Raw genomic sequence first — 24,553 nt, forward strand, 5'->3', positions numbered from 1 at the left:
TCTCCAGCCGGTGTGAGCGGCGAAGCAGGAGCCCGCGTGCTGCGAGCGACGCCGAAGGGAAGACCACGGCCCGCACGTCAGAATGCCGCGCCGAGACACTCCCGCGCACAGGTCTCCCAGGCTTCCCCTTCCACGACAAGGGGGAAACCATGATTCACGTTCTGGCCATCATCACCGCCAAGCCAGGCATGCGCGACGCCGTGCTCACGGAGTTCCGCGCCAACATGCCCGCCGTCCATGCCGAGAATGGCTGCATCGAGTACGCCCCCGCCGTGGATGCCGAGGGCTTCGGCAAGGTGCAGACCCCCTTCGGTCCCGACAGCTTCGTCGTGATCGAGAAGTGGGAAAGCCCGGAGGCGCTGAAGGCTCATTCGGCGGCTCCGCACATGGCCGCCTACGCCGCTCGCACCCGCGAGATGATCGCGAGCCGCGTCATCCACATCCTGAGCTCGGCGGGCTGACGGGGAGCGGGGGCCGAAGCCCCGCGCCGCTCAGATGTGCAGCGGGCGCCCGTCCACGGCCAGCGCCGCTTCCTTCACCGCCTCGCTCAGCGAGGGGTGGGCGTGGCTGGTGCGGGCCACGTCCTCGGCGCTTGCGCCGAACTCGATGGCCAGCGCCAGCTCCGCGATCAGCGTGCCGGCATCCGGCCCGATGATGTGGGCGCCCAGGAGCCGGTCGGTCTTGTCGTCGGCCAGCAGCTTCACGAAGCCGTCCGTGTCGCCCATGGCGCGGGCGCGGCCATTGGCGGTGAAAGGGAACTTGCCGGCGCGGTAGCCCTGGCCGCGCGCCTTCAGCTGCTCCTCCGTCTCGCCGACCGAAGCGACCTCGGGCCAGGTGTACACGACGCCGGGGATGGCGCCGTAATTCACGTGGGGCTGCTGCCCGGCCAGCTGTTCGGCGAGGGCCACGCCCTCCTCTTCCGCCTTGTGGGCCAGCATCGGGCCCACGATCACGTCGCCGATGGCCCAGATGCCGGGGACATTGGTGGCGAAGTGCCCGTCGGTCTTGACGCGGCCGCGCTCATCCAGCTCGACGCCGGCTTCCTTCAGGCCCAGGCTCTCGACATAGGGGCGGCGGCCGATGGCCAGCAGCACCACGTCGCAGCGCAGCGTTTCCGCCTCGCCGCCCGCCGCCGGCTCCAGCGTGAGGTCGACCCCGGAATCACCGACCGCCGCCCCGGTCACCTTGGTCTTGAGGCGGAACTTCATGCCCTGCTTGCCCAGGATGCGCTCGAAGGCCTTGCCGACCTCGCCATCCATGCCGGGGACGAGGCGGTCCAGGAACTCCACCACCGTCACCTCGGCGCCCAGGCGGCGCCATACGCTGCCCAGCTCCAGTCCGATATAGCCGCCGCCGATCACGACGAGGTGCCCGGGCACCTCCTCCAGTTCCAGCCCGCCGGTCGAGGTGACGACGCGCTTCTCGTCCACCTCGACGCCGGGGAGGGGGATGCTCTCGCTGCCCGTGGCGATGACGATGTGCTTGGCCGCGTATTCCTCGCCATTCACGGCGACCTTGCCCGGCGCCGTGATCCGCCCCTCGCCCTTCAGCCAGGTCACCTTGTGCTTGCGGAACAGGAACTCGATGCCCTTGACGTTGGAGGACACGACCTCACCCTTGCGGGCCTGCATCCGCGCGAGGTCCAGCCCCACGGAGCCGACCTGCACGCCATGGTCGGCCAGCTTGTGCTTCGCCTCCTCGAAATGCTCGGAGGATTGGAGCAGCGCTTTGGAAGGGATGCAGCCGACATTGAGGCAGGTGCCGCCCAGCGTCGCGCGCTTCTCCACGCAGGCCACCTTCATGCCGAGCTGCGCGGCGCGGATGGCGCAGACATAGCCGCCGGGGCCGGCGCCGATGACGATGACGTCGAAACTGTCGGACATGGAATTCCTCACGCGTGGGCCCACGGCTCTTAGCCCATGCCGGGAATCGCGCCAATCGCGCCGGCCCGAAACCGCTTGGCAAGCGCGGCCGGTCCGTGGCCAAATCGGGAGATGACGGCGCCGCAAGATGCGCCGGGAAGATTCTACGGAGGTTTTGTCCATGTCACGGCTGACGCGCCGCTCCGCCCTCGCGACCCTGGGTGTGGTCGGTGGTGCTTCCACGCTTTCGTTGCCCGCTCTGGGCCAGTCCCGCTTTCCCGAGCGTCCGATCCGCCTGATCGTCCCCTGGCCCCCCGGCGGCTCCGCTGACGCGCAGCTCCGCTCGCTCGGCGAATTGGCCGGCCGCGCCCTGGGCCAGCCCGTGGTGATCGAGAACCGGCCCGGCGCCGGCGGCACGCTGCACGCCATCCACCTCGCGCGCGAGGCGCGGCCGGATGGCTACACGCTGGGGCAGATGCACCTTTCCGTCGTGCGGCGCCCCTTCCTGGTCAGCCGGCCGCAGTGGGACACGACGACCGACTTCACCAACATCATCGGCCTGACCGGCTGGCTCTTCGGCATGGCGGTGCCGGCCAACAGCCCGTTCCGCACCTATCGCGACATGATCACCTACGCGAAGGCCAATCCGGGCCGGGTCACCTACTCGACCTCCGGCATCGCCACCACCAACCACCTCGCCATGGAAGACCTCGCGCTGCGGGAAGGGGTGGAGTTCCTGCACGTGCCGTTCCGCGGCTCCAACGAGGGGGTCACGGCGGCGCTGGGCGGGCAGGTCCACATGGTGGCCGACAGCTCGGCCTGGGCGCCGCAGGTGGAGGCGGGCTCCATGCGCCTGCTGTCCGTCTGGAGCGCGGAGCGCGCCCCACGCTTCCCCGACGTGCCGACGCTGAAAGAGCTGGGCCACGACATCGTCGTGACCAGCAACTACGGCATCAGCGGCCCGCCGCGCATGGATCCGGGCATCGTGAAGGTGCTGCACGACACGTTCCGCACGGCGCTGATGAGCGAGGAGAACACGCGCGTCCGGAACCAGTTCGACATGCCGCTGGTCTATCTCAGCACCGAGGAATACCAGGACTTCATCGTCCGCCGCGCCGCCTGGGAGCGCGACATGGTGAACCGCCTCGGCATCAAGATGGAGTAGCCATCAGGCGGGACGAGGCAGGGTGAAAGCGCCACGGCCGGAAAGGCCGGGCGCATACAGGGAGGTTTCATGAGCATGACCACGAGACGCCGCGCGCTGCTGGGCGCGCTCGCCGCCGCGCCGCTGGCCACGCCGGCCTTCGGCCAGGCGCGCTACCCCAACCGGCCTATCCGCTTCCTGATCCCCTGGCCGCCCGGTGGCAGCCTGGACGCGCTGCACCGCGCGATGTTCGAGGTGATCCACAAGGACACCGGCCAGCCGGTGGTGATCGAGAACATGCCAGGCGCCCGCGGCACCCGCGCCGCGATCTTCCTGATCCAGCAGGCGCGGCCGGACGGCTACACCCTGGCGCATCACCACCTGTCCATCCTGCGCCACCCCTACCTGACGCGGGCGCAGACCTGGGACCCGGTGAACGACTTTTCCTACATCATGCAGCTGACGGGTTTCGTGTTCGGCACGGTGGTGCGGGCCGACAGCCCGTTCCGCACCTGGCAGGAGCTCATCGCCCACGCCAAGGCCAATCCGGGGCGGCTGACATATTCCACCTCGGGTATCGCGACCACCAACCACATCGCCAAGGAGGAGATCTTGGCGCGGGAGGGCGCGCGGATGGAGCACATCCCGATGCGCGGCGCGCAGGAGGGGGTGACGGCGCTGCTGGGCCGGCAGATCGACATGATCAGCGACGCCCAGGCGTGGCGCCCGCAGGTGGAGAACGGGGATTTCCGCCTCCTGTCCGCCTGGACGCCCACGCGCCTCGGCAGCGCGCCGAATGCGCCGACCCTGCGCGAGCTGGGCTACGGCATGAGCGTGACCAGCCCCTATGGCATCGCCGGTCCCAAGGGCTTGGACCCCGAGATCGTCGACCGGCTGCACCGGCTGTTCAAGAAAGCCATGGAGGACGAGACCTCCCAGGCGATCATGACCCGGTGGGAGATGCCGCGCGAATATCTCGGCCCCGCGGAATACCTGGCCTTCGCGCGGGAACGGGTGATTTACGAGCAGGAAATGGTGCGGCGCCTGAACCTCAGCATCGACTGAGGCGCCGCAGAGGCGGGGCTGGCCGTCAGGCCAGTCCCATCGCCCAGAGCAGGATGCCCTTCTGCGCGTGCAGGCGGTTCTCCGCCTCGTCGAACACCACGCTCTGCGGGCCGTCCATGACCTCGTCCGTGATCTCCTCCCCGCGATGGGCGGGCAGGCAATGCATCACGATGGCATCCGGCGCCGCATGGCGCAGCAGGGCGGAATTGAGCTGGTAGGGGGCGAGGAGGTTGTGGCGGTTCTGCCCCTCCGCCGTCTTCTCGTCGCTCATCGAGATCCAGCAATCGGTCACCACGGCGCGGGCGTCGCGCACGGCGGCGGCCGGGTCGCCGGTCAGCTCGATCCGCGCGCCCTCGCGCTTCGCCCAGGCCAGGAGCTCCGCGGGCGGGCGCAGCATCTCCGGCGTGGCGATGCGCAGCGTGAAGTCGAAGCGCGCCGCGGCCTGGATGAAGCTCTGCGCCACGTTGTTGCCGTCGCCGGTCCAGGCCACGACCTGCCCGGCGATGGGGCCGCGATGCTCCTCGAAGGTCATCACGTCCGCCATCAGCTGGCAGGGGTGGGAGATGTTGGTGAGGCCGTTGATCACCGGGATGGTGGCGTGCTCGGCCAGTTCCCGGATGTTGGACACGTCCGAGGTGCGGAGCATGATCGCGTCCACGTAGCGCGACAGGACGCGCGCCGTGTCCTTCACGCTTTCGCCGCGCTTCAGCTGGATCTCCTTGGCGGTCAGCACCAGCGGCTCGCCGCCCAGCTGCCGGATCCCGACCTCGAAGGAGACGCGGGTGCGGGTGGAGGGCAGCTCGAAGATCATGGCGACGGTCTTGCCCGCCAGCGGCTTGCCGCTGATCTCGCCGCGCTTCGCACGCTTGCCGAGTTCCAGCATGTGGCGGAGGGTCGGCCCGTCCAGGTCCATCAATTCAAGGAAGTGGCGCGGCGCGCCACCTCCGGTCTCGACCGTCTTCAAGGCTGCGCTCACTTCGCCGCCTCCTGCGAGGCGGAGGGCGTCATGCGGCGGCAAGCGCGGTCCAGCATTTCCAGCGCCTGGTCGACTTCCGCCTCCGTGATGATGAGGGGAGGGGCAACGCGCAGCACGTTCTGGCCTGCGGCCACGGTCAGCAGCCCCTCGGCCACGCAGGCGGCCTGCATCTCCGTGTTGGCGATGCCGGGGCGAAGCTGGAGGCCGATCAGCAGCCCCGCGCCGCGCACGCCTTCCGCCACCGTCGGATGGCGCTCGGCCAGGACCTCGAAGCCGCGCCACAAATGGCGCGCGACGCGGTCCACCTGATCGAGGAAGCCGGGGGCGAGCACCACGTCCAGCACGGCATTGCCGGCGGTGCAGGCCAGCGGGCCGCCGCCATAGGTCGTGCCATGGGTGCCGGGCTTCAGGTGCTGCGCCACCTTCTCCTTCGCCAGGATGGCGCCGAGCGGGAAGCCGCCGCCGATGCCCTTGGCCGCCGACATCACGTCGGGCTCGATCCCGGCCCATTGATGCGCCCAGAGCTTGCCGGAGCGGCCCATGCCGGTCTGCACCTCGTCCAGCGCCAGCAGCAGGCCGAACTCGTCGCACACCGCGCGCAACTCCCGCAGGAAGCGGAGCTCGGCCGGGCGGACGCCGCCCTCGCCCTGGATGGGCTCGATCATGATGCCCGCCGTTTCCGGCGTGATCGCGTCGCGGACGGCATTCATGTTGCCGAAGGGCACGTGGTCGAAGCCCTGAACCGGCGGGCCGAAGCCCGCGAGGTACTTCTCGTTGCCCGTGGCGGCCAGCATGGCGAGGGTGCGGCCGTGGAAGGCGCCCTCGAAGCAGATCATGCGGAAGCGCTCGGGCTGGCCGTTCTCGGCGTGGTACTTCCGCACCGCCTTGACCATGCCTTCATTGGCCTCGGCGCCCGAGTTGCAGAAGAACACCGAGTCCGCGAAGGACGCCTCCACGTGGCGCCGGGCCAGTTCCTCGGCCTGCGGCACGCGGTAGAGGTTGGAGACGTGCATCACCTTCGCCGCCTGCTCGGCGATGGCCTTCACGAGGTGCGGGTGGCCGTGGCCGATGCTGCTGGTGGCGATGCCGGAGCCGAAATCCAGGAATCGTCGCCCGTCCACCGTCCACATCCAGGCGCCTTCGCCCCGCTCAAAGGCGAGGTCGGCACGGTTGTAGGTGGGCATCAGGGCGGGGATCACGTGGCTGCGCTCCTTGTTCATGCGCGATCAGCCCCGGGCGCGGCTGCGCGCGGGGGAAGCCGCCAGGATGCCCGAAATCCGGCCCGGCGCAAGGCGGAACTGCCATGCGCCCGGCGCCGGGCTGCGAGGATCAGCGCATCATGCCCGGGGTCGGCACGCCGACGCCGGCCGTGGTGCCGCCGCCGGAGCCGCTCAGCCCGCCCGGCGTCGCGCCGAAGCGGCCGATATTGCCGAACAGGGCCTGGAGCAGGGTCCGCTCGTTGCCCGGCGTCGGCGTCTCGCGCGACACGACATCCACCGAGCGCATATCCTGCTCGCCCAGGCGGCGGACATCCCTGACGGTGCCGTTCTCCGCGAAATCCACCGCGACCACCTGCTGGTTGCGGATGGCGAGGGTGCGGCCCGGCCGCAACTGGCTGGCGCTGCTGATGTAGTACCAGGAATTGTCGGTGAAGGTGGAGGTGTGGCTGGGCGAGCCCAGCGCCGCCTGCACGTCCTGGCGGGTGGAGACGCCCGGCGTCACCTGGGCCAGCGCCTCCTCCGGCACGGCATGGCCGCGCGGGATGATCGGGGTCGAGAAGACCTCGCGCGGGCGCTCGGGCAAGGGCGGCAGGTAGGCGCAGCCCGCGAGCGTCCCCCCGGCGAGCAGGGCTGCCAGGAGGCGAATGTTGACGGTGAGGGGTGCGCGCGCCATGTGCGGGACTTACCGAGACACCGGCCGCGCGGTCAATCGCGCGGGCTTGCTGGACGCTGCCATGGGCTTCGCCTCCTTGTTCCGCCGCCCTCCCTTCGAGCGGGAGGGTTTCCTTCTCTACGGCGCCGCCGTGGCCGCGGCGCGGGCGCCCGGGTTGTATGCCGGGATCGGCGTGCCCGACACCGCCGCCGGCCGGTTCGAGATGGTCTGCCTGCACACCGGCCTGCTGATCCGCCGCATCCGGGCCGAGGCGACGGAGCGGACGGACCGCCTCGCCCAGGCGGTGTTCGATGCCATGTTCGCCGACATGGACGTGAACCTGCGGGAGATGGGGATCAGCGACCTGGCCGTGGGCAAGCGGGTAAAGATGCTCTGGGAAGGCTTCCATGGCCGCGCCACCGCCTATGACGCGGCGCTTGAGGCGGGGGACGAGGCGGCCCTGGCCGCGTCCCTAGCCCGCAACGCCTGGGTGAAGGCGGAACCGCCGCCCGGCGCGCCCGAGGCCCTGGCCCGCCACGCCGCCGCCGTCGCCGCGCACCTCGCCACCCAGCCCATCGAAGGCTTCGCGCGCGGGGAGGCGCGCTTTCCATGAGCGCGGAATTCCATCACCCCCTTGTCCTCGCCAACGTGCCCTCCACCGGCCTCAGCCTGCGCCTCGTCCCCGATGCCGCGCAGCGTGAGGCGCTGGCGCGCCGCTTCGGCCTGCTCGCCATCCATTCCATGGAGGGGGAGCTCCGCCTCGCGCCGGAATCGGGCGGGCGCATCGCCGTGTTGGGCACGATCCGGGCCGAGGTGGAGCAGGAATGCGTCGTTTCCCTCGCGCCGCTCCAGGCACGGGTGGAGGAAGGCTTCGCCTGGCGCCTCCTCCCGGACGGGGTTGAGCCTTCGGACGAGGACGAGGACCCCGACGACATCCCGAGCGAGGACGGTGTCGTGGACCTGGGCGAGACCCTGGCCCAGCAGCTTTCCCTGGCCCTCGATCCCTATCCCCGCGCGCCCGGCGCGGAGCTTCCGGAGGAGGGGGTTGGCGACGCCGCGCATGGCCCCTTTGCAGCGCTGTCGAGGCTCAGGAAGCCGCAATAGGTTGTGCGGCGGGCGGGGCGGTGCTATCCGCCCCGCTTCCTGCCGGGGCGCATGCCGCGGTGGTTCCCGCATGGGCATCCGCCCCCATTTCGAACGAGTTGAAAGGCAGCCGCCATGGCCGTCCCCAAGAAGAAGGTTTCGCCCTCCCGCATGGGCATGCGCCGCTCGCACCACGCCCTGCCGAAGGAGTCGGGCATGGAGTGCTCCAACTGCGGCGAGCTGAAGCGCCCCCACCATGTCTGCGCGTCCTGCGGCCACTATGACGGCAAGGAAGTCGTCGCGGCCGAGTCCGTGAAGGGTGTGGTCCGCCTCTGACGGCGACGGAACGGCGCGGGGCCATCCTGGCGTGAACATGACGGCTCCCGCCGACGGAAATCTGCGGCGTTTCTCCCTCGCGGTGGACGCGATGGGCGGCGACAACGCGCCCGAGGCCGTTCTGGACGGGCTCGAGCTCGCGGCCGAGCGCCACCCCGGCGCCTCCTTTCTGGTGGTGGGCGACGAGGCGCGTCTTTCCGCCCTGCTCGCCACCCGGCCGCGCGCGGCCCGGCTTTGCGTGCTGCGCCACGCGCCGCAAGCCGTTCCCGGCGACATGAAGCCGACCCAGGCCCTGCGGATCCGCGACTCCTCCATGCGCATCGCGATCGACGCCGTGGCGCAGGGCGAGGCGGCGGCCGTGGTCTCGTCCGGCAATACCGGCGCGCTGATGGCGCTGGCCAAGATCGTCATCAAGACCATGCCGGAGATCAGCCGGCCGGCGCTGGCCGCCATCACCCCTTCCGCGCGCGGCGACGTGGTGATGCTGGACCTCGGCGCCAACGTGCAGTGCGACGCGCGCAACCTGATCGAGTTCGCCATCATGGGCGACGCCTTCGCCCGCGCCGTGCTCGGCCTGCCCGCGCCCACGCTGGGCCTGCTGAACGTCGGCTCGGAGGAGCTGAAGGGCGACGACCGCGTGCGCGAGGCGGCGGAAACGCTGCGCGCCCAGCCCGGCCTCGCCTTCCATGGCTTCGTCGAGGGGCACGACATCGCTGCCGGCACGGTGGACGTGGTGGTGACGGACGGCTTCACCGGCAATGTCGCCCTCAAGACCGGCGAGGGCGCGCTGAAGCTGATGCGCGACCTCTTACGCCAGGTCTTCACCTCCTCCATCCCGGCCCGCGCCGGCTACCTGCTGGCGCGCCCCGCGCTGGAGCGGCTGCGCGAATGGATGGACCCGCGCCGCTACAATGGCGCCATCCTGCTTGGGCTGAACGGCGTGGTGGTGAAGTCGCATGGCGGCACCGACGCCACCGGCTTCGCCCATGCGGTGGACGTCGCCATGGACATGGTGACCCACGGCTTCACCCAGACCATCCGCGACAGCCTGTCCCGCCTCGCGGCCTCTCCCGTCACCCAGGACTGACCCATGGCGCTGCGTTCCGCGATCATCGGCTGCGGGGGATACCTGCCGCCCACCATCGTCACCAATGACGAGCTGGCGGAGCGCTTCAACCTGGACACCAGCGACGAGTGGATCCGCGAGCGCTCGGGCATCCGGCAGCGCCACCTCGCGGGGCCGGGCGACACCTGCTCCACCCTCGCTGCGGAAGCCGCGCGGCGGGCCCTGGAATCGGCCGGCGTCACGGCGGATGAGGTGGACGTGCTGGTGCTGGCCACCGCGACGCCGGACAGCGCCTTTCCCGCCACGGCGGTGCGCGTCCAGGCGCTTCTCGGCATGACGCACGGCTTCGGCTTCGACGTCTCGGCCGCCTGCACCGGCTTCGTCTATGCCCTTTCCCTCGCGGACGCGATGATTCGCTCGGGCCAGGCGCGCTGCGCCTTGGTGATCGGGGCGGAGGTGTATTCGCGCATCATCGACTGGAGCGACCGCGCGTCCTGCGTGCTGTTCGGCGACGGGGCCGGCGCGGTGGTGCTGCGCGCCGAGGAAGGCGAGCGCGGCATCCTCTCGACCCACCTCCATTCCGATGGCCGCCACGCCGACATTCTCCATGTCGAGGGCGGTGCCGGCTCCACCGGCGGCACGGGCCTGCTGCGCATGGCGGGGCGCGAGGTGTTCAAGCACGCCGTCACCAAGTTGGCCTCCGCGGTGGACGAGGCGCTGGACGCGAACGGGCTGTCCCGCGACGACGTCCAGCTCCTGGTCCCGCACCAGGCCAATATCCGCATCATCGACGCGATGGGCCGCAAGCTCGGCCTGCCGAAGGACCGCGTGGTGGTCACGGTGGACCGCCACGCCAACACCTCCGCCGCCTCCATTCCGCTCGCCCTGGACGAGGCCTGGCGGGAGGGCCGCATCCGCGAGGGCGACCTCGTGCTGCTGGAGGCGATCGGTGGCGGGCTGACCTGGGGCGCCGCGCTGGCGCGCTTTTGAAACGTGATCCGCGAAGCCGTTGACGCGGGCCGGTTTTCCCGGCTTTCCTGCTGCGTCCGAGCCTTGCAGGATTCGATGGAAACCCTGACCCGTTCCGGCCTCGCGGAAGCGATCTTCGCCCAGGTCGGGCTGTCGCGCAGCGAGTCCGCCTTGCTGTTGGAATCGGTGCTGGAGGCCATGTCCCGCTCCCTGGAGGCCGGGGATGCGGTGAAGATCACCGGCTTCGGCACCTTTGCCGTTCGCTCCAAGGGGCAGCGCATCGGCCGCAACCCCAAGACCGGGGAGGAGGTGCCGATCTCCCCCCGTCGTGTCCTGACCTTCCGCCCATCGCAGCAGCTGCGCGCCCGCATCAACGACGAGCCCATCGCGGCGGAGCCCGTGCCGGCATGAGCCACGCCGAGCCGCTTGAGCGTACCCGGCCCCGCAAGGCGGCCGGCGCCTTCCGCACGATCAGCGAGGCGGCGGAGGAGCTGAACGTCCCGCAACACGTGCTGCGCTTCTGGGAAACCAAGTTCTCGCGGCTGCAGCCGCTGAAGCGCGGAGGCGGCCGGCGCTACTACCGGCCCGAGGACCTGGCGCTGCTGCGCCGGATTGCCGACCTGCTCTACACCCAGGGCTACACCATCAAGGGCGTGCAGCGCGTCCTCGATGAGTCCGAGGCGCCCCCCGCGAGCGAAAGCGGGGAAGGGGCGCTGATGGAGGAGCTGGAAGCCATCGCCGTGGCGCTGCGCCGGCTCAGTCGCCGGGACGCCTGAGGCGCCTCAGCGCTCCGCGCGCCGGGGCGGCACCGAGGAGCGCTGCCCGGGAAAGGCGAGGGCGGTGCGTTCCACCAGCGGCAGGAACTCCGCGGCACGGATCGAAAGCTCCTCGCGCGGCGCGATGCGGCAGGCTTCCTCCAGCGCGCGCGCGGCATCGCGCAGGGCCACTGCGCCGAAGGTGGCGGCGGCGGCCTTCAGCGCATGCGCCTCGTCCTCCAGCGCGCGCGGGTCGCGCTGGCTCTGCATGCGCTGGGCCCGGTTGCGGCTTTCCTCGATGAACAGGGCCACGAGGCGCGGCAGGCGGCCCGGCCCCACGGCGGCGCGCAGCTCCTCCAGCGTTTCCCGGTCGAGAAGAGGCGGGGCGGGGGACGGCTCGGCCGGGGCCGGCGCCGCTTCCTGGCGTGGCTTGCCGCTCACGAACTTGGCGACGGCGGCGAGGAGGCTCGCCCGGTCCACCGGCTTGGGGAGGTGGCCGTCCATTCCCGCCTTGGCGCAGCGATCCTCGTCGCCCGGCATCACGCTCGCCGTCATGGCGAGGATGGGGACGCGGGCGCGCGGGCCGCGAATCGCGCGGATGGCCTTGGCCGCCGTGATGCCGTCCATCATCGGCATCCGCAGATCCATCAGGACGAGGTCGAAATCCGCCGATTCCGCCGCTGCCAGCGCCTCGGCCCCGTCGCGCGCCAGCTCCACCGTGTAGCCCTCTTTACGCAGGATGGCGGCGGCGACCATCTGGTTCGCCTTGCCGTCCTCGGCGAGCAGGATGCGCCCGCGACGGCGGGACGCGGCCGGGGCCGGCGGGGTGGGGGTGAGGCGCACGGGCGGCGGCACACTCTCCGGCACGGCGGGCAGCGGCAGGTCGAAGAAGAAGGTGGAGCCTTTCCCGGGCGCGGAATCCACCGCGATCTGCCCGCCCATCAGCGCCACCAGACGTCGGCAGATGGCGAGGCCAAGCCCCGAGCCCGATTCCTCCGAAGCCGGGTCGCCCTGGCTGAAGCGCCGGAACAGCGTGGCGCGCAGCCGGGGCGGAATGCCGATGCCCGTATCGGTGACCGCGAAGCCCACATGCCCGTCCGGCAAGGCGGCGATGCGGATCTCCACCGAGCCGCGATGAGTGAACTTCACCGCATTGTCGACGAGGTTGAGCAGGACCTGCCGGATGCGCCCGGCGTCGCCGACCATCTGCCCGGGCAGGAGGTGGTCGAGGCTCGCCGAAAGCTGCAGCCCCTTCTCCGCCGCGGCAGGGGCCAGCAAGTCCAGCACCTCGCCCACCACCTCGCCGAGGTTGAAGGCGGCCTGGGTGAGTTCCAGCTTGCCCGCCTCGATGCGCGACAGGTCCAGCAACTCGTTCACCGTGCGCAGCATGGACTGGCCGCAGCGGCGCGCAGTTTCCACATAGGCGTGCTGCTCCGCGTCCAGCGGCGTGTCGAGCAGCAGCGCGAGGGTGCCCATGGCGCCGTGCAGCGGTGTGCGGACCTCGTGCGACACGAAGGCGAGGAAGTCGCTCTTTTCCTGGCTTGCGCGCTCCGCCGCGCGGCGGGCCTTCAGGGCGCTGCGCTCGGCGCGGCGGCGGGCCGAGATGTCGTGCTGGATGCCGACAAAGGCGACCAGCCGCCCATCCGGCGCCAGCACGGGGGCCATGCGAAGCTCGTTGACGAAGCGACGCCCATCCTTGCGGTGGTTGGTGAGCTCCACCGTCACCGGCTTGCGCTCCGCGATGGCGCGGCGCAGCTGCAGCAGGGCCTCGCGCTCCGTTCCCGCGCCCTGGAGGAAGCGGCAATTGCGGCCCAGCACCTCGTCGGCCGCGTAGCCGGTGATGCGGCTGAAGGCCGGGTTCACGAAGACCAGCGGGCAATCCGGCAGGGAAGGGTCCGCCACCGTGATCCCCGTCGGCGCCGCGGCGATGGCGAGGGCCAGCACCCCATTCAGCCCCGCCGCGGCGATCGCCCCGTCACACCCTTCGAGCAGCGCGTTCCCGCCCGCATCCCGCGTCAGGCGGGGCGGGTCGGACGGCCCGGGGAGGGAGGAGGTCATCGCACCCTAATCGTCGTAGGCGACCAGCGCTTCGACCGGCAGGTCCAGCCGCTCGCGGCCCTTCAGGAAGGTGAGTTCGATCATGACGGCCGTGGCCGGGACGACCGCGCCCACCTTGCGCAGCAGCGCGACGCCCGCCGCCATGGTGCCGCCCGTCGCGAGCAGGTCGTCGAGCAGGACGACACGCTGGCCCGGCTGAACCGCGTCCTCCTGGATCTCGATGCGGTCGGTGCCGTATTCCAGGTTGTAATCCAGCCCGACCGTACCGCCGGGCAGCTTGCCCCGCTTCCGCAGCATGACGAAGCCGAGGCCGAGCGCGAGGGCCATGGGCGCCGCCAGCAGGAAGCCGCGGCTCTCGATGCCTGCCAGCACATCCGGCTTGTGCGCGGCAACCCGCTCCGCGAGCTGCGAGGTGGCTTCCTTCCAGGCGGGACCATGCCGCAGCAGGGTGGAGATGTCGTAGAAGAGGATGCCGGGCTTCGGAAAGTCCGGGATGCCGCGGATGTGGCTCTTCAGTTCGGCTTCAGTCATTGATCTCGTCTGGCTGGCGGATTGTTGCGCGGAGGCGCCGCGTCGGGGCGTCGAAGGGCAGCGCGCCCCGCGAAGGATAGGTCGGGCCGGCGCGGCGCGTCCAGCATCCACGGTTCGGGCTTGGCAAGGCGGCAAGGGCGGTCCATGTCGCGTGCATGTCCCGGGTTCCCCTTGCCTTCCTTCTCGGCGTCCTTGGCTTCCTCGCCTATGTCGGCGTTGTCGTGGCGCTGGGCGATTTCGTGGTGCATCGTCACTGGACGCTGCAATTCGTCTATTACGCGGCGGTGGGGATCCTCTGGGCCTGGCCGGCGAAGTGGCTGATGTTCTGGGCGGCGCGCAAGAACGGCTGAGCCGTCACGCGGGCAGCGCCGCCTCCAGCCCACCGCCCATGCGCAGCGCGGAAACGCGGCGCGCGAGCCCGGTCGAATCCTCCGTCTCCACGAACAACCCACACAGGGTCGCCTCGCCCTCGGCGGGCGCCAGGCGCTCGCCGGGCATCTTGCGCCAGAAGCGCAGCGCGGCGCCGCCCTTCTGCATCCCGATCACGCTGTCATAGTCGCCGCACATCCCCGCATCGGTCTGAAAGGCGGTGCCGCCGGGCAGGATGCGGTGGTCGGCGGTCGGCACGTGGGTGTGCGTGCCGACGACGAGGCTCAGCATCCCGTCGAAGGAATGCGCCATGGCCTGCTTCTCGCTCGTCGCCTCGGCATGGATGTCGAGGATGGCAGCCTGGATCGTCACGCCCAGCCGGTGCTTCGCCAGCTCGGACTGGACGGTGCGGAACGGGTCGTCCAGCGGGTCCATGAACAGCCGTCCCATCACCTGCATCACCAGGGCGCGGCGCCCGTCGCCGACCGCGACCTCGACCGCGCCGCGGCCCGGCGTGCCGGGGGGGAAGTTCAGCGCGCGGATGACGCGCGGCTGCTCCTCCAGATAGGGGATGATCTCGCGCCGGTCCCAGGCGTGGTTGCCCAGGGTGATGACATCCGCCCCCGCCGCCAGGAAGGCGCGCGCCATGTCGGGCGAAAGGCCGAAGCCGTGCGAGGCGTTCTCGCCGTTCACCACCACGAGCTCCGCGCCCAGCCTTTCGCGCAGCCCCGGCAGGTGCGTCACCACCGCGTCGCGGCCGGAACGGCCGACCACGTCGCCCAGAAACAGGATCCTCATACGCGCAGGAGGCCTTGCTCCGTAGCGATGGCGTGCAGGGGGATGTCGTGCGGCTCCATCGGGACCTCTTCCACCTCCTGCGCCAAACAGGCAACGCCCAGGCGGAAGGCGCGCGGCATCAGCGCCAGGGTGCGGTCGTAATACCCGCCGCCATAGCCGAGGCGCCCGCCGCGCCGGTCAAAGGCCAGCAGCGGGACGAGCAGCCAGTCCGGCTCCCGCCCTTCCGCCGTGGCGGGATGGGAGGTGCCCATCGGCCCGGGGGCCAGCGCGTCGCCCGGCGCCCAGGCGCGGAACTCGAGCGGGCGGCCGCGTGGCGGGGTGAAGGGCAGGGCCAGCAGGTGGCCGCGCCCGTGCAGTGCGAGGAGCAGGGGCCGGATGTCGATCTCGGTCCCCATCGGCCAGAACCCGCCGATGACGGCGCCAGGGGGCGGCGGACAGTCGCGCAGCACGTGGGCGGCCAGCGCCTCCGCGGCGCCGGGCGGCGGGTCGCGGCGCGACAGCACCAGACGCCGCAGGGCGGCCTTGGCAGCCTCACTCATCGGGGGAAAGAGGGGGGTGCGAAGCCACCCTGGCCGTCGGCGACTGCATCCTCCCAAGGCCTGCCATAAGCAGGTGGGCACCAGATAGCCGGACCACGGCCCGGCCAGCGCCAGTTCCCGGGAGTTGCGTATTGGCCCTGGGGATGTCTGTGCCAGACGCACCGGGCAGCCTCGCCCTCATCAGTTAGGCGTCCGCGATGCCTGCCGCAACCCGGCCTCAGGGTTTTCCGAGGTGGTTCGCCATGGTCTCGATGCGCTCCGCCAGGGCGACGAGGCGCTCGGTCACCTGCGGGTCGATCGGCGCCGGGGCAGGCGGCGCGATCACGGGCGCGGCGGGGGCGGGGAGGGGCTGTCCGTTGCGGAGCTTCACGAGGTCGGCGCGGAGGTCGGAGGCCTCGTCGGCCAGCAGCAGCGCGACGTGCAGCAGCATGCGCGCCTCGCTGAACTGGCCGCCCATGGCGCGGATCATCCGCACCTTCTCCTCCATCATCGCGCAAAGCTGGCGGACGTGCTCCTCCTCGCCATCGCGGCAGCCGATGGTGTGGTTGTAGCCGTTCACGCGCACATTCACCTGGCCCATCACTATTCCCCCTGATCGGCCATCGCCGCCTTCAGCTTCTCCAAGGTCTCGTCCAGGCGGCGGGACAGCGCCTCCACCTCGCTGCGGGGGACGCGCTCCTCCTCCAGGTGCGCGAAGCGCGCTTCCAGCAGGTCGAACAGGCGCTCGAGCGCCGTTTCCAGCCGATCGACGGCCTCGAGTGCCGGGTCGCTGGGCGCGGAACTGGACGAAGGGGCTTCAGCCATGGTGTGGAGCGTTCGCATGCAGCCTGGGATGGGTCAACCGCGGATCGTCGTCGTCCGCTCGCGCCTCGAACGCGACGCGGCGCTGGAGGCTGCGTCAGGCGCGAAGCTGCGTTTCCTGTCGGAAGCAGGGGCGGCCGCCTTCCTCGGCGCGGCGGGATTCCGCGCCCTGCTGGGCGAGCATTGGCCCGAGGGAATCCTGGATTGCGGCGAAGCGCCGGGCTTCGCGCTGGAGGCGCTGCGCCTGGGCGCGCGGTCCCTGGTGCTGGCGCCGGAACTTTCCGCCTTCCCGGCGCTGGAGCGGCTGGCGCGCGAGGCGGGGGCGGAGATCCTGCCGGTGCGGCCCCCGGCCATCGCGCTGGGGCGGATCGCGCTGGACCGCCCGGCCGGACGTGCGCACCTGCGCCGCCTCCTTGCCCTTCACGCTTCGGGCAGGATGGACTAAGGACCGCGCACCACCAATTGCGCGAGGGCACGGGCCATGAAGCTGACGAGCAAGGTCAGGCAGATCCTTTCCTGGTACGAGAGCGACAATCCCGGGACCAAGGCGAACATCGCCCGCATCCTGATGGAGGGCCGCCTGCGCGGGACCGGCCGCATGGTCATCCTGCCCGTGGACCAGGGCTTCGAGCACGGCCCGGCCCGCTCCTTCGCCCCGAACCCCGACGCCTATGACCCGCACTACCATTTCCGCCTGGCGATCGACGCGGGGCTGAACGCCTATGCCGCGCCGCTCGGCATGCTGGAGGCGGGCGCCGCGACCTTCGCCGGCTCCATCCCGACCATCCTGAAGGTCAACTCCTCCAACAGCCTGTCCACCACCAAGGACCAGGCGGTGACCGCGACCGTGTCCGACGCGCTGCGCCTCGGCTGCTCGGCCATCGGCTTCACCATCTACCCCTCCTCCGAATACCAGTTCGAGATGATGGAGGAGCTGCGCGAGCTGGCCGCCGAGGCGAAGGCCGTCGGCCTCGCCGTGGTGGTGTGGTCCTATCCGCGCGGCCCGATGCTGGACAAGACCGGCGAGACGGCGCTCGACATCTGCGCCTATGCCGCGCACATGGCGGCGCTGATCGGCGCGCACATCATCAAGGTGAAGCCGCCCACCGCCGCGATCTCGCTCGACGCCGCGAAGAAGACCTACGAGAACTCCCCGGTGGAGGACGATGCGGCGGCGCGCTTCGCCCACGTGGTGAAGTCCTGCTTCAACGGCCGTCGCCTCGTGGTGTTCTCGGGCGGCGAGGCCAAGGGCTCCGACGCGCTGCTGAACGAGGTGCGCGCCATCCATGCCGGCGGCGGCAACGGCTCCATCGTCGGCCGCAACGCCTTCCAGCGCTCGCGCGAGGATGCGCTGAAGCTGCTGGGCGACATGATCGACATCTACGCGGGCAAGGCCGCCTGATCCTTCGCTCGTCCGCGAAGCACCACACATGGCCCCGGGGGTAGCCTCGGGGCCATGCTGATTCTCGCGGTCTTCCTGCTTGCCGGGTTCGTCAAGGGCGTGATCGGGCTGGGGCTTCCCACGGTCGCCATGGGGCTCCTGACACTGGCCTTTCCGGCGCCCGAGGCGGCGGCGATGCTGCTGCTGCCCTCCTTCATCACCAACCTCGTGCAGATGCGCCCGGCGGCGGTGGCCTGGCGCCTCGCCCTGCGCTTCCGCGCCCTGTTCCTCGGCGTGGTGGCGGGGACGGCGCTGGGCTTCTTCCTTTGGGGCGGCCTTGGCGGGCGCCATGCCGACCTGGCGCTGGGCGTGCTGCTGGTGATCTACGGTCTGCTCGGCCTCGCGGCGTGGAAGCCGCGCCTGCCCGAGGCGATCGGATTTCCGGTCGGCGCGGTGACGGGCGCGGTCACCGCCGCGACGGGCGTCTTCGTGCTGCCCGCCGTGCCCTGGCTGCAGGCGCGCGGCCTGTCGCGCGACGACCTCGTGCGCGCCCTGGGCCTCAGCTTCACCGTCTCCACCCTGGCGCTCGGCGCGCTGCTGCTGGGCGGGCGGAGCCTGTCCTGGGCACAGCTCGGCCTGTCGGCGCTGGCGGTGGTGCCTGCCCTGCTGGGGCAGCGCCTCGGCGAGGCGCTGCGCTCCCGGCTTTCGGAATCAGCGTTCCGTCGCGCCTTCCAGCTCGGCCTCGTGGCGCTTGGCCTTTGGCTGGCCCTGCGCGGCTGACAGCTTCATCAGCCCGTCCACCGCCACGCAGCCATCGTCGCGGCACAGGAGGGGGTTGATCTCCACCTCCTCCAGCCGGTCGCCGCAGGCGGCGGCGAAGGCGCTGAACCGCGCGATGGCATCGGCCACCTTGGCCACGTCCACCTTGGCCGCCCCACGGAACCCGTCGAAGAGCGGCCAGGACTTGAGGCCGCGCAGCATCGCCTCCGCCCGCGCCGACGAGACGGGGGCGACGTCCAGCGCCACGTCCTTCCACAGCTCCGCCTGCACGCCGCCCAGGCCGACGAGCAGCATGGTGCCGAATTGCGGGTCGCGCCGCGCGCCGAGGATCAGCTCGACCCCGCGCCGCTCCATGCGCTGCACCAGCACGCCCTCGACCCGCGCATCCGGCGCGTGGCGCTTCGCGCCCTCCATGATGCGGCCAAAGGCGTCGCGCACCGTGCCCGCATCGGCGAGGTTGAGCTGCACGCCGCCCACCTCGGTCTTGTGCGCGACGTCCGGGCTGTCGAGCTTCAGCACCACCGGATAGCCGATGGCCTCCGCGGCGCGCACCGCGCCCTCGGCATCGGCGGCGCAGCGCTCCTCCCCGACCGGCAGCCCGGCCTCGCGGAACAGCGCCTTGGCCTCGGCCTCCATCAGCGTCGCCTCGCCACCCGGCAGGGCAGGGGCGGCGACGCGCGGCGCATCGGCCTCCGCCTTCTGGTCGTGATACTCGAGCCAAAGGCGGATCGCGTTCATCATGCGCCGCGTGGAGCGGAACAGCGACAGGTGGGGCGCGGTGTCCACCGACTCTGGCCCCGCGCCTTCCAGGCTCTCGGGAATCCACATGATGCAGATCGGCTTGCCCGAGCGCTCCGCCATCGGGTCCAGCGTCTTCATGCGGGACGGCGTGGTGGCCGGGTTGTGGTAGACGACAGGGAAGATGACGGTGGCGTACTGGTCGTCCTCCAGCATCGCCGCCATGCAGTCCTCGAACAGCTTCGGGTTGGTTGCCACCTGCGCCGTGAGGTCGCAGGGATTCCGGGGCGAGCCGAACTCCGGGATGGAGGCGCGCAGCGTTTCCGCCGTGTGCGGGCGCGGCTGCGGCAGGTCCAGCCCCGCGAACTCCGCATGGTCGGCGGCCATGATGCCTGCCCCGCCAGAGGGGGTGACGATGCCCACGCCGCGCGCCTTGGGCGGCGGCGCCTTGGCCAGGAAGCCCGCCGTTTCCAGCAACGCGTCGAAATCCTCGACCTCCAGCATCCCGGCCCGCTTGAATCCGGCCGACCAGGCGGCGGTGGAGCCGGCGAGGGAGCCCGTGTGGCTCATTGCCGCCTGGGCGCCGATCTCGCCGCGGCCCAGCTTCAGCACGACGATCGGCTTGCCCGCCGCCCGCGCCATCTCACCCAGGGCCAGGAGGCGCCGCGCGTCGCGCAGCCCTTCGACGGCCAGCGCGATGGAGCGCACCTCCGGCATGGCGAGCTGAAAGGCCGCGAGGTCGCACACGTCGAGGTCGGTCGAGTTGCCGGCGGTGAGCATGTGCGCCATGGCGAAGCCGCGCTCCGCCGCCTGCATCAGCGCATAACCCATGGCGCCGGACTGGCTGACCACGCCGACGCCGCCTGCCGGGGCGGTCATCTTCGCGTATTCCGGCATGAAGGTGGCGCCGCAGCGCTGCACGTGGTCCACGAAGCCCAGGCAGTTCACGCCCAGCAGCGGCAGGCCCAGCTCGCGGGCGCGGGCGCGCAGTTCCTCCTCCTCCACGGCACGCTCGGGCAGGTCCGTTTCGCCATAGCCGGAAGCGTAGATCACGGCGCCGCCGGCGCCTTTCCTGGCGAGGGCCTCGACCGCCGGAAGGACGCCGGTGCGCGGCAGGGCGATCACGGCGGAGTCGGGGGCGGAAGGCAGCTCGTCCACGCTGGCGAAGCAGGGGCGCCCGTGCAGATCCTGCCCGGCATATTTCGGGTTCACGCACCAGACGGGGCCATCGAAATTCGCCATGTTCTGGACCGTGCGCGCGCCGAAGCCCGTGGGCTCGGCCGAGACGCCGATCACCGCCACCGAACGCGGCGCGAGAAGGCGCTTCAGGCTTTCCGGCGAACGCAGCTTTTCCATCGTTTCCTCCGCTGTGGATGCTTGGGCCGCATTGCGCGTCAGCTTCCGCCGGAGGGCAAGTCCCCCAGGAGCAAGGGTAGCGCGACCGGGGCGAGAAGACGCATCCCGCGCTCCGCCTCCGCTTCCCCGTAATGGCCGGCGCGATGCAGCAGGTTCACCGTGCCGAGAACGCGCCCCTCGTGCAGGACGGGCAGGTTCAGCACGCTTTCGCAGCCCAGCGCCAGGATCGTCTCGGCATCGGGGAAATGCGTGCGGATGTCGGCGGCGTCGCGCCCGATGAAGGGGCGCCCCTCGCGCAGGAGGATGCGCGTCCATTCCGTTTCGCGCACCTCCTTGGCGCCCCCGGGCGGGTAGGATTCGGGATCCGAGGACCAGACGCGCTGGTTGTATACGCCGCCGTGGCGCATGACCGTGAACAGGCGGTGTCCGATCTCGCGCTGGGCGAGGGCCTGCAGCTTCGCGAAGGTCACAGCACCCCCGCGACGCGCGGCAGCCACAGCGCGATCTCCGGAAACGCCACCACCAGCGCCAGCGCGACGAACATGGCGAGGATGAGCCACAGCACCCAGGGGATGGTACTTTCCATCGAGACCTGGGCGATGCGGCAGGACACCATCAGGTTCACCGCCATGGGCGGCGTGAACTGGCCGATGGCGATCTTCATGGTGAGCAGCACGCCAAACCAGGTGAGGTCCCAGTTGAAGGCGTTGGCGATGGGGATCAGCACCGGCAGCAGGATCAGGAAGATCGAGACGCCGTCCAGGAACATGCCGATGAAGACCAGTGCCAGCATCAGCAGCGCGATGGTCCCGAACTCGCCGAGGCCGAGGCCGACGATCCACGCGGCGATGGGCTGGACGATGCCGAGGGTCGCCGTGCTCCAGGCGAAGACGCTGGCCAGGGCCACGATGATGAGGATGATGGCGGAGATCTCGCCCGCCTCCACCAGCATCTCCCACAGGTCGCGCAGCGTCATGGAGCGGTAGATGACGAAGCCGACGAAGAGTCCGTAGAACACGGCCATGACCGCGGCCTCGGTGGGGGTGAAGGCGCCGATCCGCATGCCGCCCAGGATCACGACCGGAGCCATCAGCCCCCAGAAGGCGTCCTTGAAGGCCTTCCACACCGAGGCGCCGCCGCGCTCGGGGTTCTTGCCGCCGAAGTCGCGCAGCCATGAGATCAGGAGGATGGGCACGAGCAGCGCGCAGCCGGCGAGGATGCCGGGCAGCATCCCGGCCAGGAAGATGGCAGGGACCGACACGCCCGGTACCATCACCGCATAGACGATGAAGGCGATGGAGGGCGGGATCAGGATGTCCGTCGCCGCAGCCGCGCCCACCGTGGCGGCGATGAATGGGCGCGGATAGCCGTCCTTCACCATGCCGTCCGTCACCACCTTGCCCACGGCCGCCGCCGTGGCGGGACCGGAGCCGGAAATCCCGCCGATCACCATGGCGACAAGAATGGACACGGAGGCCAGCGCCCCACGCCCCGCGCCGACCAACGCATTGGCGAAGCGCACCAGGCGCAGGGCGACCCCAGTCCGGTCGAAGACGCAGCCCACCAGCACGAACATCGGGATGGCGATCAAGGGATACTTGGCGATGCCGGCATAAACGTTGGTGGGCATGGCCATGATGGACTGACCCGCCAGGGTGATCGCCAGCGCCCCTGCGAGGCCGAGCGCCACGCCGATTGGCACGCCGCCCAGCAGCATCACCCCGAAGGCGAGAAAAAGGACGGTGCCGATCACCCATCCTCTCCGCGCGCCAGGCGGATCATGCGACCCAGGGCCCGCGCCATCACCAGCAGCGACAGCACCGGCAGCCACACCGTGTAGAGCCATTGCGGATGGCCCAGCCCGGCGGAAAGCGCCTCGAAATCCCACTCGTCATAGGTCATCCACGCGCCGTACCAGGCGATGATGCCGAAGCAGACGAGCAGCAGCGCCATGGCGGCGATCTCCGCGCCGCGCCGGGGGCGGGGCGGCAGCTTGTCCACGAAATAGCCGATGCGGATGTGCCGCCCCGCGGCGGTGGCGAGCGCCGTGCCGGTCAGCGCCACCCCCACCATGAGCGCGACCGAATACTCCTCGGTGAAGGCGAGCGAGATGTTCGACAGGTAGCGTGTCGCCACGTTGGCGAAGGTGATCAGCGCCATCGCCGCCATGCACCCGGCCAGCAGCACCCGCTCCAGCGTCAGCGGGATGCGGGTGCGCGGCTCGGGCGGGGTGAAGCCGGGGTCGAACTCCGCCGCCATCAGGAGACGGCGCGGATCGCGGCCTCGGCCTTGCGGGTCAGCTCGGCGCCGACGGTCTGGCTCCAGCGGTCGAAGACCGGGCGCAGCGCCTGGGCGAAGGCGCGCTTCTCGTCAGCGCTCAGCACCGTCACCTCGACGCCGCGGCGCCGGAGCTCCTGCAGGGCGCTGTCGTCGGTGCCGGGGATGCCCAGGCCCTGGCGCGCCAGCGCGATGTTGCGCCGCGCCGCCTCCACCGCGCATTCGCGCATCAGCTCGCGGTCCTGTGGGGTGAAGCTGGCCATCACCGACTTGCTGATGCCGAAGATCAGCGCGTCGTTCACGTAGTTCCAGATGGTCATGTGCTTCTGGGCCAGCGTGTCCATGCGGAAGCCCAGGAACAGGTTTACCGGGTTTTCCTGTCCGTCCACCGCGCCCGTCGAAAGGGCGGGCTGGAGGTCGGCGAAGGACATCTGCAGGGGGTTGGCGCCGAGGGCGTTGTAGATGTCGTTGAAGATGGCGCCGGCGGCGAAACGGATCTTCAGCCCGCGCAGGTCGGCGGGGGCGCGGATGGTGCGCTTGCTGTTGCTGATCTCGCGGAACCCGTTCTCGCCGAAGGCCAGGGCGGTGACGTCGCGCCGGTCCATGATGGCGGAAAGGTCGCGCCCGACCTCGCCGTTGATCAGCGCGTCGAAGGCGCGATGATCGGGCATCAGGAAGGGAAGCTGGAAGATCCCCGCCTCGCGCACCTGGGGGGCGATGTTGATGGTGCTGAACACGCACATGTCGATGATGCCCTGGCGCATCGCCAGCAGCTCGCGCGTCTGGTCCCCGCCCACCAGCTGCGAGCCGGGATAGACACGCACGTTGATCCGCCCCTCCGAGCGCTGCGTCACCAGCTCCGCCCACTGGAAGGCGCCCTCGGCGAAGGGAATGGGGCGGTTGCCGACCACGGAGAGCTTGTACTCCGACTTGTAGGCCGGCTGTGCCGCCGCGACGAAGGGCGTGGCGAGGCCGCCCAGCAGCATGGCGCGGCGCGTGGCGTTCAGGGACATGGGGCGGTTCCTCCGGGCGGCTTGCGGCGCCGCGCTTGCCCTCACACCATGCGACGCGGGAAACCCACCGCGCAAGCCGGGGAGGAATGGCCATGACGGGCACGCTGGCGATCACGGGCGCGGCCTCGGGGCTGGGCGCCGCCCTGGCGGCCCGGGCGCGCGATGCGGGATGGGTCGTCGCCGGGGCGGACCGCAGCCCGGGCGAGGGGATCACCGCGCTGGACGTGACGGACGAGGTGGCGATGGAGGCCTGGATCGGCGGCCTGAGCGACCTGCGCGGCCTCGTCACCTGCGCCGGCATCAGCGCCCACACGCCGATGCCCGAGGCGGACGCCGCCACGTTTCGCCACGTGCTGGACGTGAACGTTTCCGGGACCTTCCTTGCGGCCCGCGCCGCTGCGCGCGTCATGGCCCCGGGTGGGGCGATGGTGCTCATCTCCTCCGTTTCCGGCCTGCGCGGGTCGGTGGGGCGCATCGCCTACGGGGCCAGCAAGGCGGCGGTGGTCAACATGGCGCAGGTGATGGCCATCGACCTCGCGCCGCGCGGTATCCGGGTGAACTGCATCTGCCCGGGCCCGATCGAATCGCCCATGGTACGCGACCTGCACGACGCCGCGACCCGCGCGGGTTGGACCTCGCGCATTCCCCTCGGCCGCTACGGCACGCCGGAGGAGGTGGCGGAGGCGGCGCTGTTTCTGCTGGATGGGGAGCGCGCGGGCTACGTGAACGGCCACGCCCTGGCCGTGGATGGCGGCTATGCCGGGGCGGGGCTGATGGCCTGAGC

At 70.9% G+C, this 24,553-nt stretch carries 30 protein-coding genes and 1 other RNA gene; 15 read left to right on the forward strand and 16 right to left on the reverse strand.

The window, feature by feature from the left end; genetic code table 11:
* The first annotated feature begins 149 nt into the window (after positions 1–149).
* Complete coding sequence (locus tag OF850_RS16490) at positions 150–461, forward strand: putative quinol monooxygenase (RefSeq protein WP_301591418.1); 312 nt, start codon at positions 150–152, stop codon at positions 459–461.
* 30 nt (positions 462–491) lie between these two features.
* On the opposite strand, the gene lpdA is transcribed toward OF850_RS16490, so the two are convergent.
* On the reverse strand, positions 492–1,883 hold the full coding sequence (gene lpdA / locus OF850_RS16495; RefSeq protein WP_301591419.1) for a dihydrolipoyl dehydrogenase: 1,392 nt from the start codon (positions 1,881–1,883) through the stop codon (positions 492–494).
* A 160-nt stretch (positions 1,884–2,043) separates the two neighbouring features.
* On the opposite strand from lpdA, the gene OF850_RS16500 reads away from it, so the two are divergent.
* Both OF850_RS16500 and OF850_RS16505 read left to right on the forward strand, forming a co-directional pair.
* Positions 2,044–3,027 carry a tripartite tricarboxylate transporter substrate binding protein gene (locus OF850_RS16500; RefSeq protein ID WP_301591420.1) on the forward strand — a complete coding sequence of 328 codons (984 nt, stop codon included), beginning with the start codon at positions 2,044–2,046 and terminating at the stop codon, positions 3,025–3,027.
* Between the two features lie 75 nt (positions 3,028–3,102).
* Positions 3,103–4,071, forward strand: coding sequence for a tripartite tricarboxylate transporter substrate binding protein (locus tag OF850_RS16505; protein ID WP_301591421.1), 969 nt, complete (start codon positions 3,103–3,105; stop codon positions 4,069–4,071).
* 25 nt (positions 4,072–4,096) lie between these two features.
* Here OF850_RS16505 and argF read toward each other — a convergent pair whose 3' ends face one another.
* From argF to OF850_RS16520, 3 genes are all read right to left on the reverse strand, one after another.
* Positions 4,097–5,047, reverse strand: coding sequence for an ornithine carbamoyltransferase (gene argF, locus OF850_RS16510; RefSeq protein WP_301591422.1), 951 nt, complete (start codon positions 5,045–5,047; stop codon positions 4,097–4,099).
* Positions 5,044–6,246, reverse strand: coding sequence for an aspartate aminotransferase family protein (locus OF850_RS16515; protein ID WP_301591533.1), 1,203 nt, complete (start codon positions 6,244–6,246; stop codon positions 5,044–5,046). The genes argF and OF850_RS16515 overlap by 4 nt, the downstream gene beginning before the upstream one ends.
* A 130-nt stretch (positions 6,247–6,376) precedes the next feature.
* Complete coding sequence (locus tag OF850_RS16520) at positions 6,377–6,940, reverse strand: outer membrane protein assembly factor BamE (RefSeq protein WP_301591423.1); 564 nt, start codon at positions 6,938–6,940, stop codon at positions 6,377–6,379.
* Positions 6,941–7,001: 61 nt separating this feature from the next.
* Between OF850_RS16520 and OF850_RS16525 the strand changes: the two genes are divergently transcribed.
* The 7 genes from OF850_RS16525 to OF850_RS16555 all read left to right on the forward strand — a co-directional run bounded on the left by OF850_RS16525 (position 7,002) and on the right by OF850_RS16555 (position 11,149).
* Positions 7,002–7,532 carry a ubiquinol-cytochrome C chaperone family protein gene (locus OF850_RS16525; RefSeq protein WP_301591424.1) on the forward strand — a complete coding sequence of 177 codons (531 nt, stop codon included), beginning with the start codon at positions 7,002–7,004 and terminating at the stop codon, positions 7,530–7,532.
* The gene (locus tag OF850_RS16530; protein WP_301591425.1) at positions 7,529–8,023 is read left to right on the forward strand and encodes a YceD family protein; all 495 of its coding nucleotides are present in this window, start codon (positions 7,529–7,531) and stop codon (positions 8,021–8,023) included. The genes OF850_RS16525 and OF850_RS16530 overlap by 4 nt, the downstream gene beginning before the upstream one ends.
* A 114-nt stretch (positions 8,024–8,137) precedes the next feature.
* Positions 8,138–8,338 carry a 50S ribosomal protein L32 gene (gene rpmF, locus OF850_RS16535; protein WP_207540122.1) on the forward strand — a complete coding sequence of 67 codons (201 nt, stop codon included), beginning with the start codon at positions 8,138–8,140 and terminating at the stop codon, positions 8,336–8,338.
* A gap of 37 nt (positions 8,339–8,375) precedes the next feature.
* On the forward strand, positions 8,376–9,425 hold the full coding sequence (plsX, locus tag OF850_RS16540) for a phosphate acyltransferase PlsX (RefSeq protein WP_301591426.1): 1,050 nt from the start codon (positions 8,376–8,378) through the stop codon (positions 9,423–9,425).
* Positions 9,426–9,428: 3 nt separating this feature from the next.
* Positions 9,429–10,394 carry a beta-ketoacyl-ACP synthase III gene (locus OF850_RS16545; RefSeq protein WP_302474422.1) on the forward strand — a complete coding sequence of 322 codons (966 nt, stop codon included), beginning with the start codon at positions 9,429–9,431 and terminating at the stop codon, positions 10,392–10,394.
* Between the two features lie 75 nt (positions 10,395–10,469).
* On the forward strand, positions 10,470–10,784 hold the full coding sequence (locus OF850_RS16550; RefSeq protein WP_301591427.1) for an integration host factor subunit alpha: 315 nt from the start codon (positions 10,470–10,472) through the stop codon (positions 10,782–10,784).
* The gene (locus OF850_RS16555) at positions 10,781–11,149 is read left to right on the forward strand and encodes a MerR family transcriptional regulator (RefSeq protein ID WP_301591428.1); all 369 of its coding nucleotides are present in this window, start codon (positions 10,781–10,783) and stop codon (positions 11,147–11,149) included. Before OF850_RS16550 ends, OF850_RS16555 begins: the two co-directional genes overlap by 4 nt.
* A gap of 6 nt (positions 11,150–11,155) precedes the next feature.
* Here OF850_RS16555 and OF850_RS16560 read toward each other — a convergent pair whose 3' ends face one another.
* Entirely contained in the window at positions 11,156–13,186 is a 2,031-nt protein-coding gene (locus tag OF850_RS16560; RefSeq protein ID WP_301591429.1) for an ATP-binding protein, read from the reverse strand.
* 6 nt (positions 13,187–13,192) lie between these two features.
* Entirely contained in the window at positions 13,193–13,717 is a 525-nt protein-coding gene (locus OF850_RS16565; protein WP_301591430.1) for an adenine phosphoribosyltransferase, read from the reverse strand.
* A gap of 155 nt (positions 13,718–13,872) precedes the next feature.
* Here OF850_RS16565 and OF850_RS16570 point away from each other — a divergent pair, with 155 nt between their 5' ends.
* Positions 13,873–14,067 carry a DUF2842 domain-containing protein gene (locus OF850_RS16570; RefSeq protein WP_301591431.1) on the forward strand — a complete coding sequence of 65 codons (195 nt, stop codon included), beginning with the start codon at positions 13,873–13,875 and terminating at the stop codon, positions 14,065–14,067.
* A 4-nt stretch (positions 14,068–14,071) separates the two neighbouring features.
* Here the strand turns inward: OF850_RS16570 and OF850_RS16575 are convergent, their stop codons facing one another.
* The 5 genes from OF850_RS16575 to OF850_RS16590 form a co-directional block, all read right to left on the reverse strand.
* Positions 14,072–14,884 carry a TIGR00282 family metallophosphoesterase gene (locus OF850_RS16575; protein WP_301591432.1) on the reverse strand — a complete coding sequence of 271 codons (813 nt, stop codon included), beginning with the start codon at positions 14,882–14,884 and terminating at the stop codon, positions 14,072–14,074.
* On the reverse strand, positions 14,881–15,423 hold the full coding sequence (locus OF850_RS16580) for a 5-formyltetrahydrofolate cyclo-ligase (protein ID WP_301591433.1): 543 nt from the start codon (positions 15,421–15,423) through the stop codon (positions 14,881–14,883). The genes OF850_RS16575 and OF850_RS16580 overlap by 4 nt, the downstream gene beginning before the upstream one ends.
* A 17-nt stretch (positions 15,424–15,440) precedes the next feature.
* Positions 15,441–15,598, reverse strand: a non-coding RNA gene (gene ssrS / locus OF850_RS23895) — 6S RNA.
* 42 nt (positions 15,599–15,640) lie between these two features.
* Entirely contained in the window at positions 15,641–16,003 is a 363-nt protein-coding gene (locus OF850_RS16585) for a cell division protein ZapA (protein ID WP_301591434.1), read from the reverse strand.
* Positions 16,004–16,005: 2 nt separating this feature from the next.
* Positions 16,006–16,227 (reverse strand): hypothetical protein, encoded by a 222-nt coding sequence (locus tag OF850_RS16590; RefSeq protein ID WP_301591435.1) that lies wholly within the window; start codon positions 16,225–16,227, stop codon positions 16,006–16,008.
* A gap of 28 nt (positions 16,228–16,255) precedes the next feature.
* On the opposite strand from OF850_RS16590, the gene OF850_RS16595 reads away from it, so the two are divergent.
* The 3 genes from OF850_RS16595 to OF850_RS16605 are packed head-to-tail and all read left to right on the forward strand — an operon-like array spanning position 16,256 to position 18,385.
* Positions 16,256–16,669, forward strand: coding sequence for a hypothetical protein (locus OF850_RS16595; protein WP_301591436.1), 414 nt, complete (start codon positions 16,256–16,258; stop codon positions 16,667–16,669).
* Between the two features lie 36 nt (positions 16,670–16,705).
* Positions 16,706–17,626 (forward strand): class I fructose-bisphosphate aldolase, encoded by a 921-nt coding sequence (locus tag OF850_RS16600; protein ID WP_301591437.1) that lies wholly within the window; start codon positions 16,706–16,708, stop codon positions 17,624–17,626.
* A gap of 54 nt (positions 17,627–17,680) precedes the next feature.
* The gene (locus tag OF850_RS16605) at positions 17,681–18,385 is read left to right on the forward strand and encodes a sulfite exporter TauE/SafE family protein (protein ID WP_301591438.1); all 705 of its coding nucleotides are present in this window, start codon (positions 17,681–17,683) and stop codon (positions 18,383–18,385) included.
* Here OF850_RS16605 and OF850_RS16610 read toward each other — a convergent pair.
* From OF850_RS16610 to dctP, 5 genes are read right to left on the reverse strand one after another with little or no spacing between them, the layout of a single operon-like run.
* Positions 18,317–20,479: an acetate--CoA ligase family protein gene (locus OF850_RS16610; protein ID WP_301591439.1), complete on the reverse strand. Its 2,163-nt coding sequence runs from the start codon at positions 20,477–20,479 to the stop codon at positions 18,317–18,319. The genes OF850_RS16605 and OF850_RS16610 overlap by 69 nt on opposite strands.
* Positions 20,480–20,517: 38 nt before the next feature.
* Entirely contained in the window at positions 20,518–20,949 is a 432-nt protein-coding gene (locus tag OF850_RS16615) for a GAF domain-containing protein (protein WP_301591440.1), read from the reverse strand.
* Entirely contained in the window at positions 20,946–22,232 is a 1,287-nt protein-coding gene (locus tag OF850_RS16620) for a TRAP transporter large permease (protein WP_301591441.1), read from the reverse strand. The genes OF850_RS16615 and OF850_RS16620 overlap by 4 nt, the downstream gene beginning before the upstream one ends.
* A complete protein-coding gene (locus OF850_RS16625) occupies positions 22,229–22,738 on the reverse strand; it encodes a TRAP transporter small permease (RefSeq protein WP_301591442.1) in 510 nt (169 codons plus the stop codon). Before OF850_RS16625 ends, OF850_RS16620 begins: the two co-directional genes overlap by 4 nt.
* Positions 22,738–23,769, reverse strand: a complete 1,032-nt coding sequence (gene dctP / locus OF850_RS16630; protein ID WP_301591443.1) for a TRAP transporter substrate-binding protein DctP — start codon at positions 23,767–23,769, stop codon at positions 22,738–22,740. Before dctP ends, OF850_RS16625 begins: the two co-directional genes overlap by 1 nt.
* A gap of 92 nt (positions 23,770–23,861) precedes the next feature.
* On the opposite strand from dctP, the gene OF850_RS16635 reads away from it, so the two are divergent.
* The gene (locus OF850_RS16635; RefSeq protein WP_301591444.1) at positions 23,862–24,551 is read left to right on the forward strand and encodes an SDR family NAD(P)-dependent oxidoreductase; all 690 of its coding nucleotides are present in this window, start codon (positions 23,862–23,864) and stop codon (positions 24,549–24,551) included.
* Positions 24,552–24,553 lie beyond the last annotated feature (2 nt).

This window comes from Sabulicella glaciei, from assembly GCF_026183895.1.
Classification (GTDB): Bacteria; Pseudomonadota; Alphaproteobacteria; order Acetobacterales; family Acetobacteraceae; genus Roseococcus; species Roseococcus glaciei.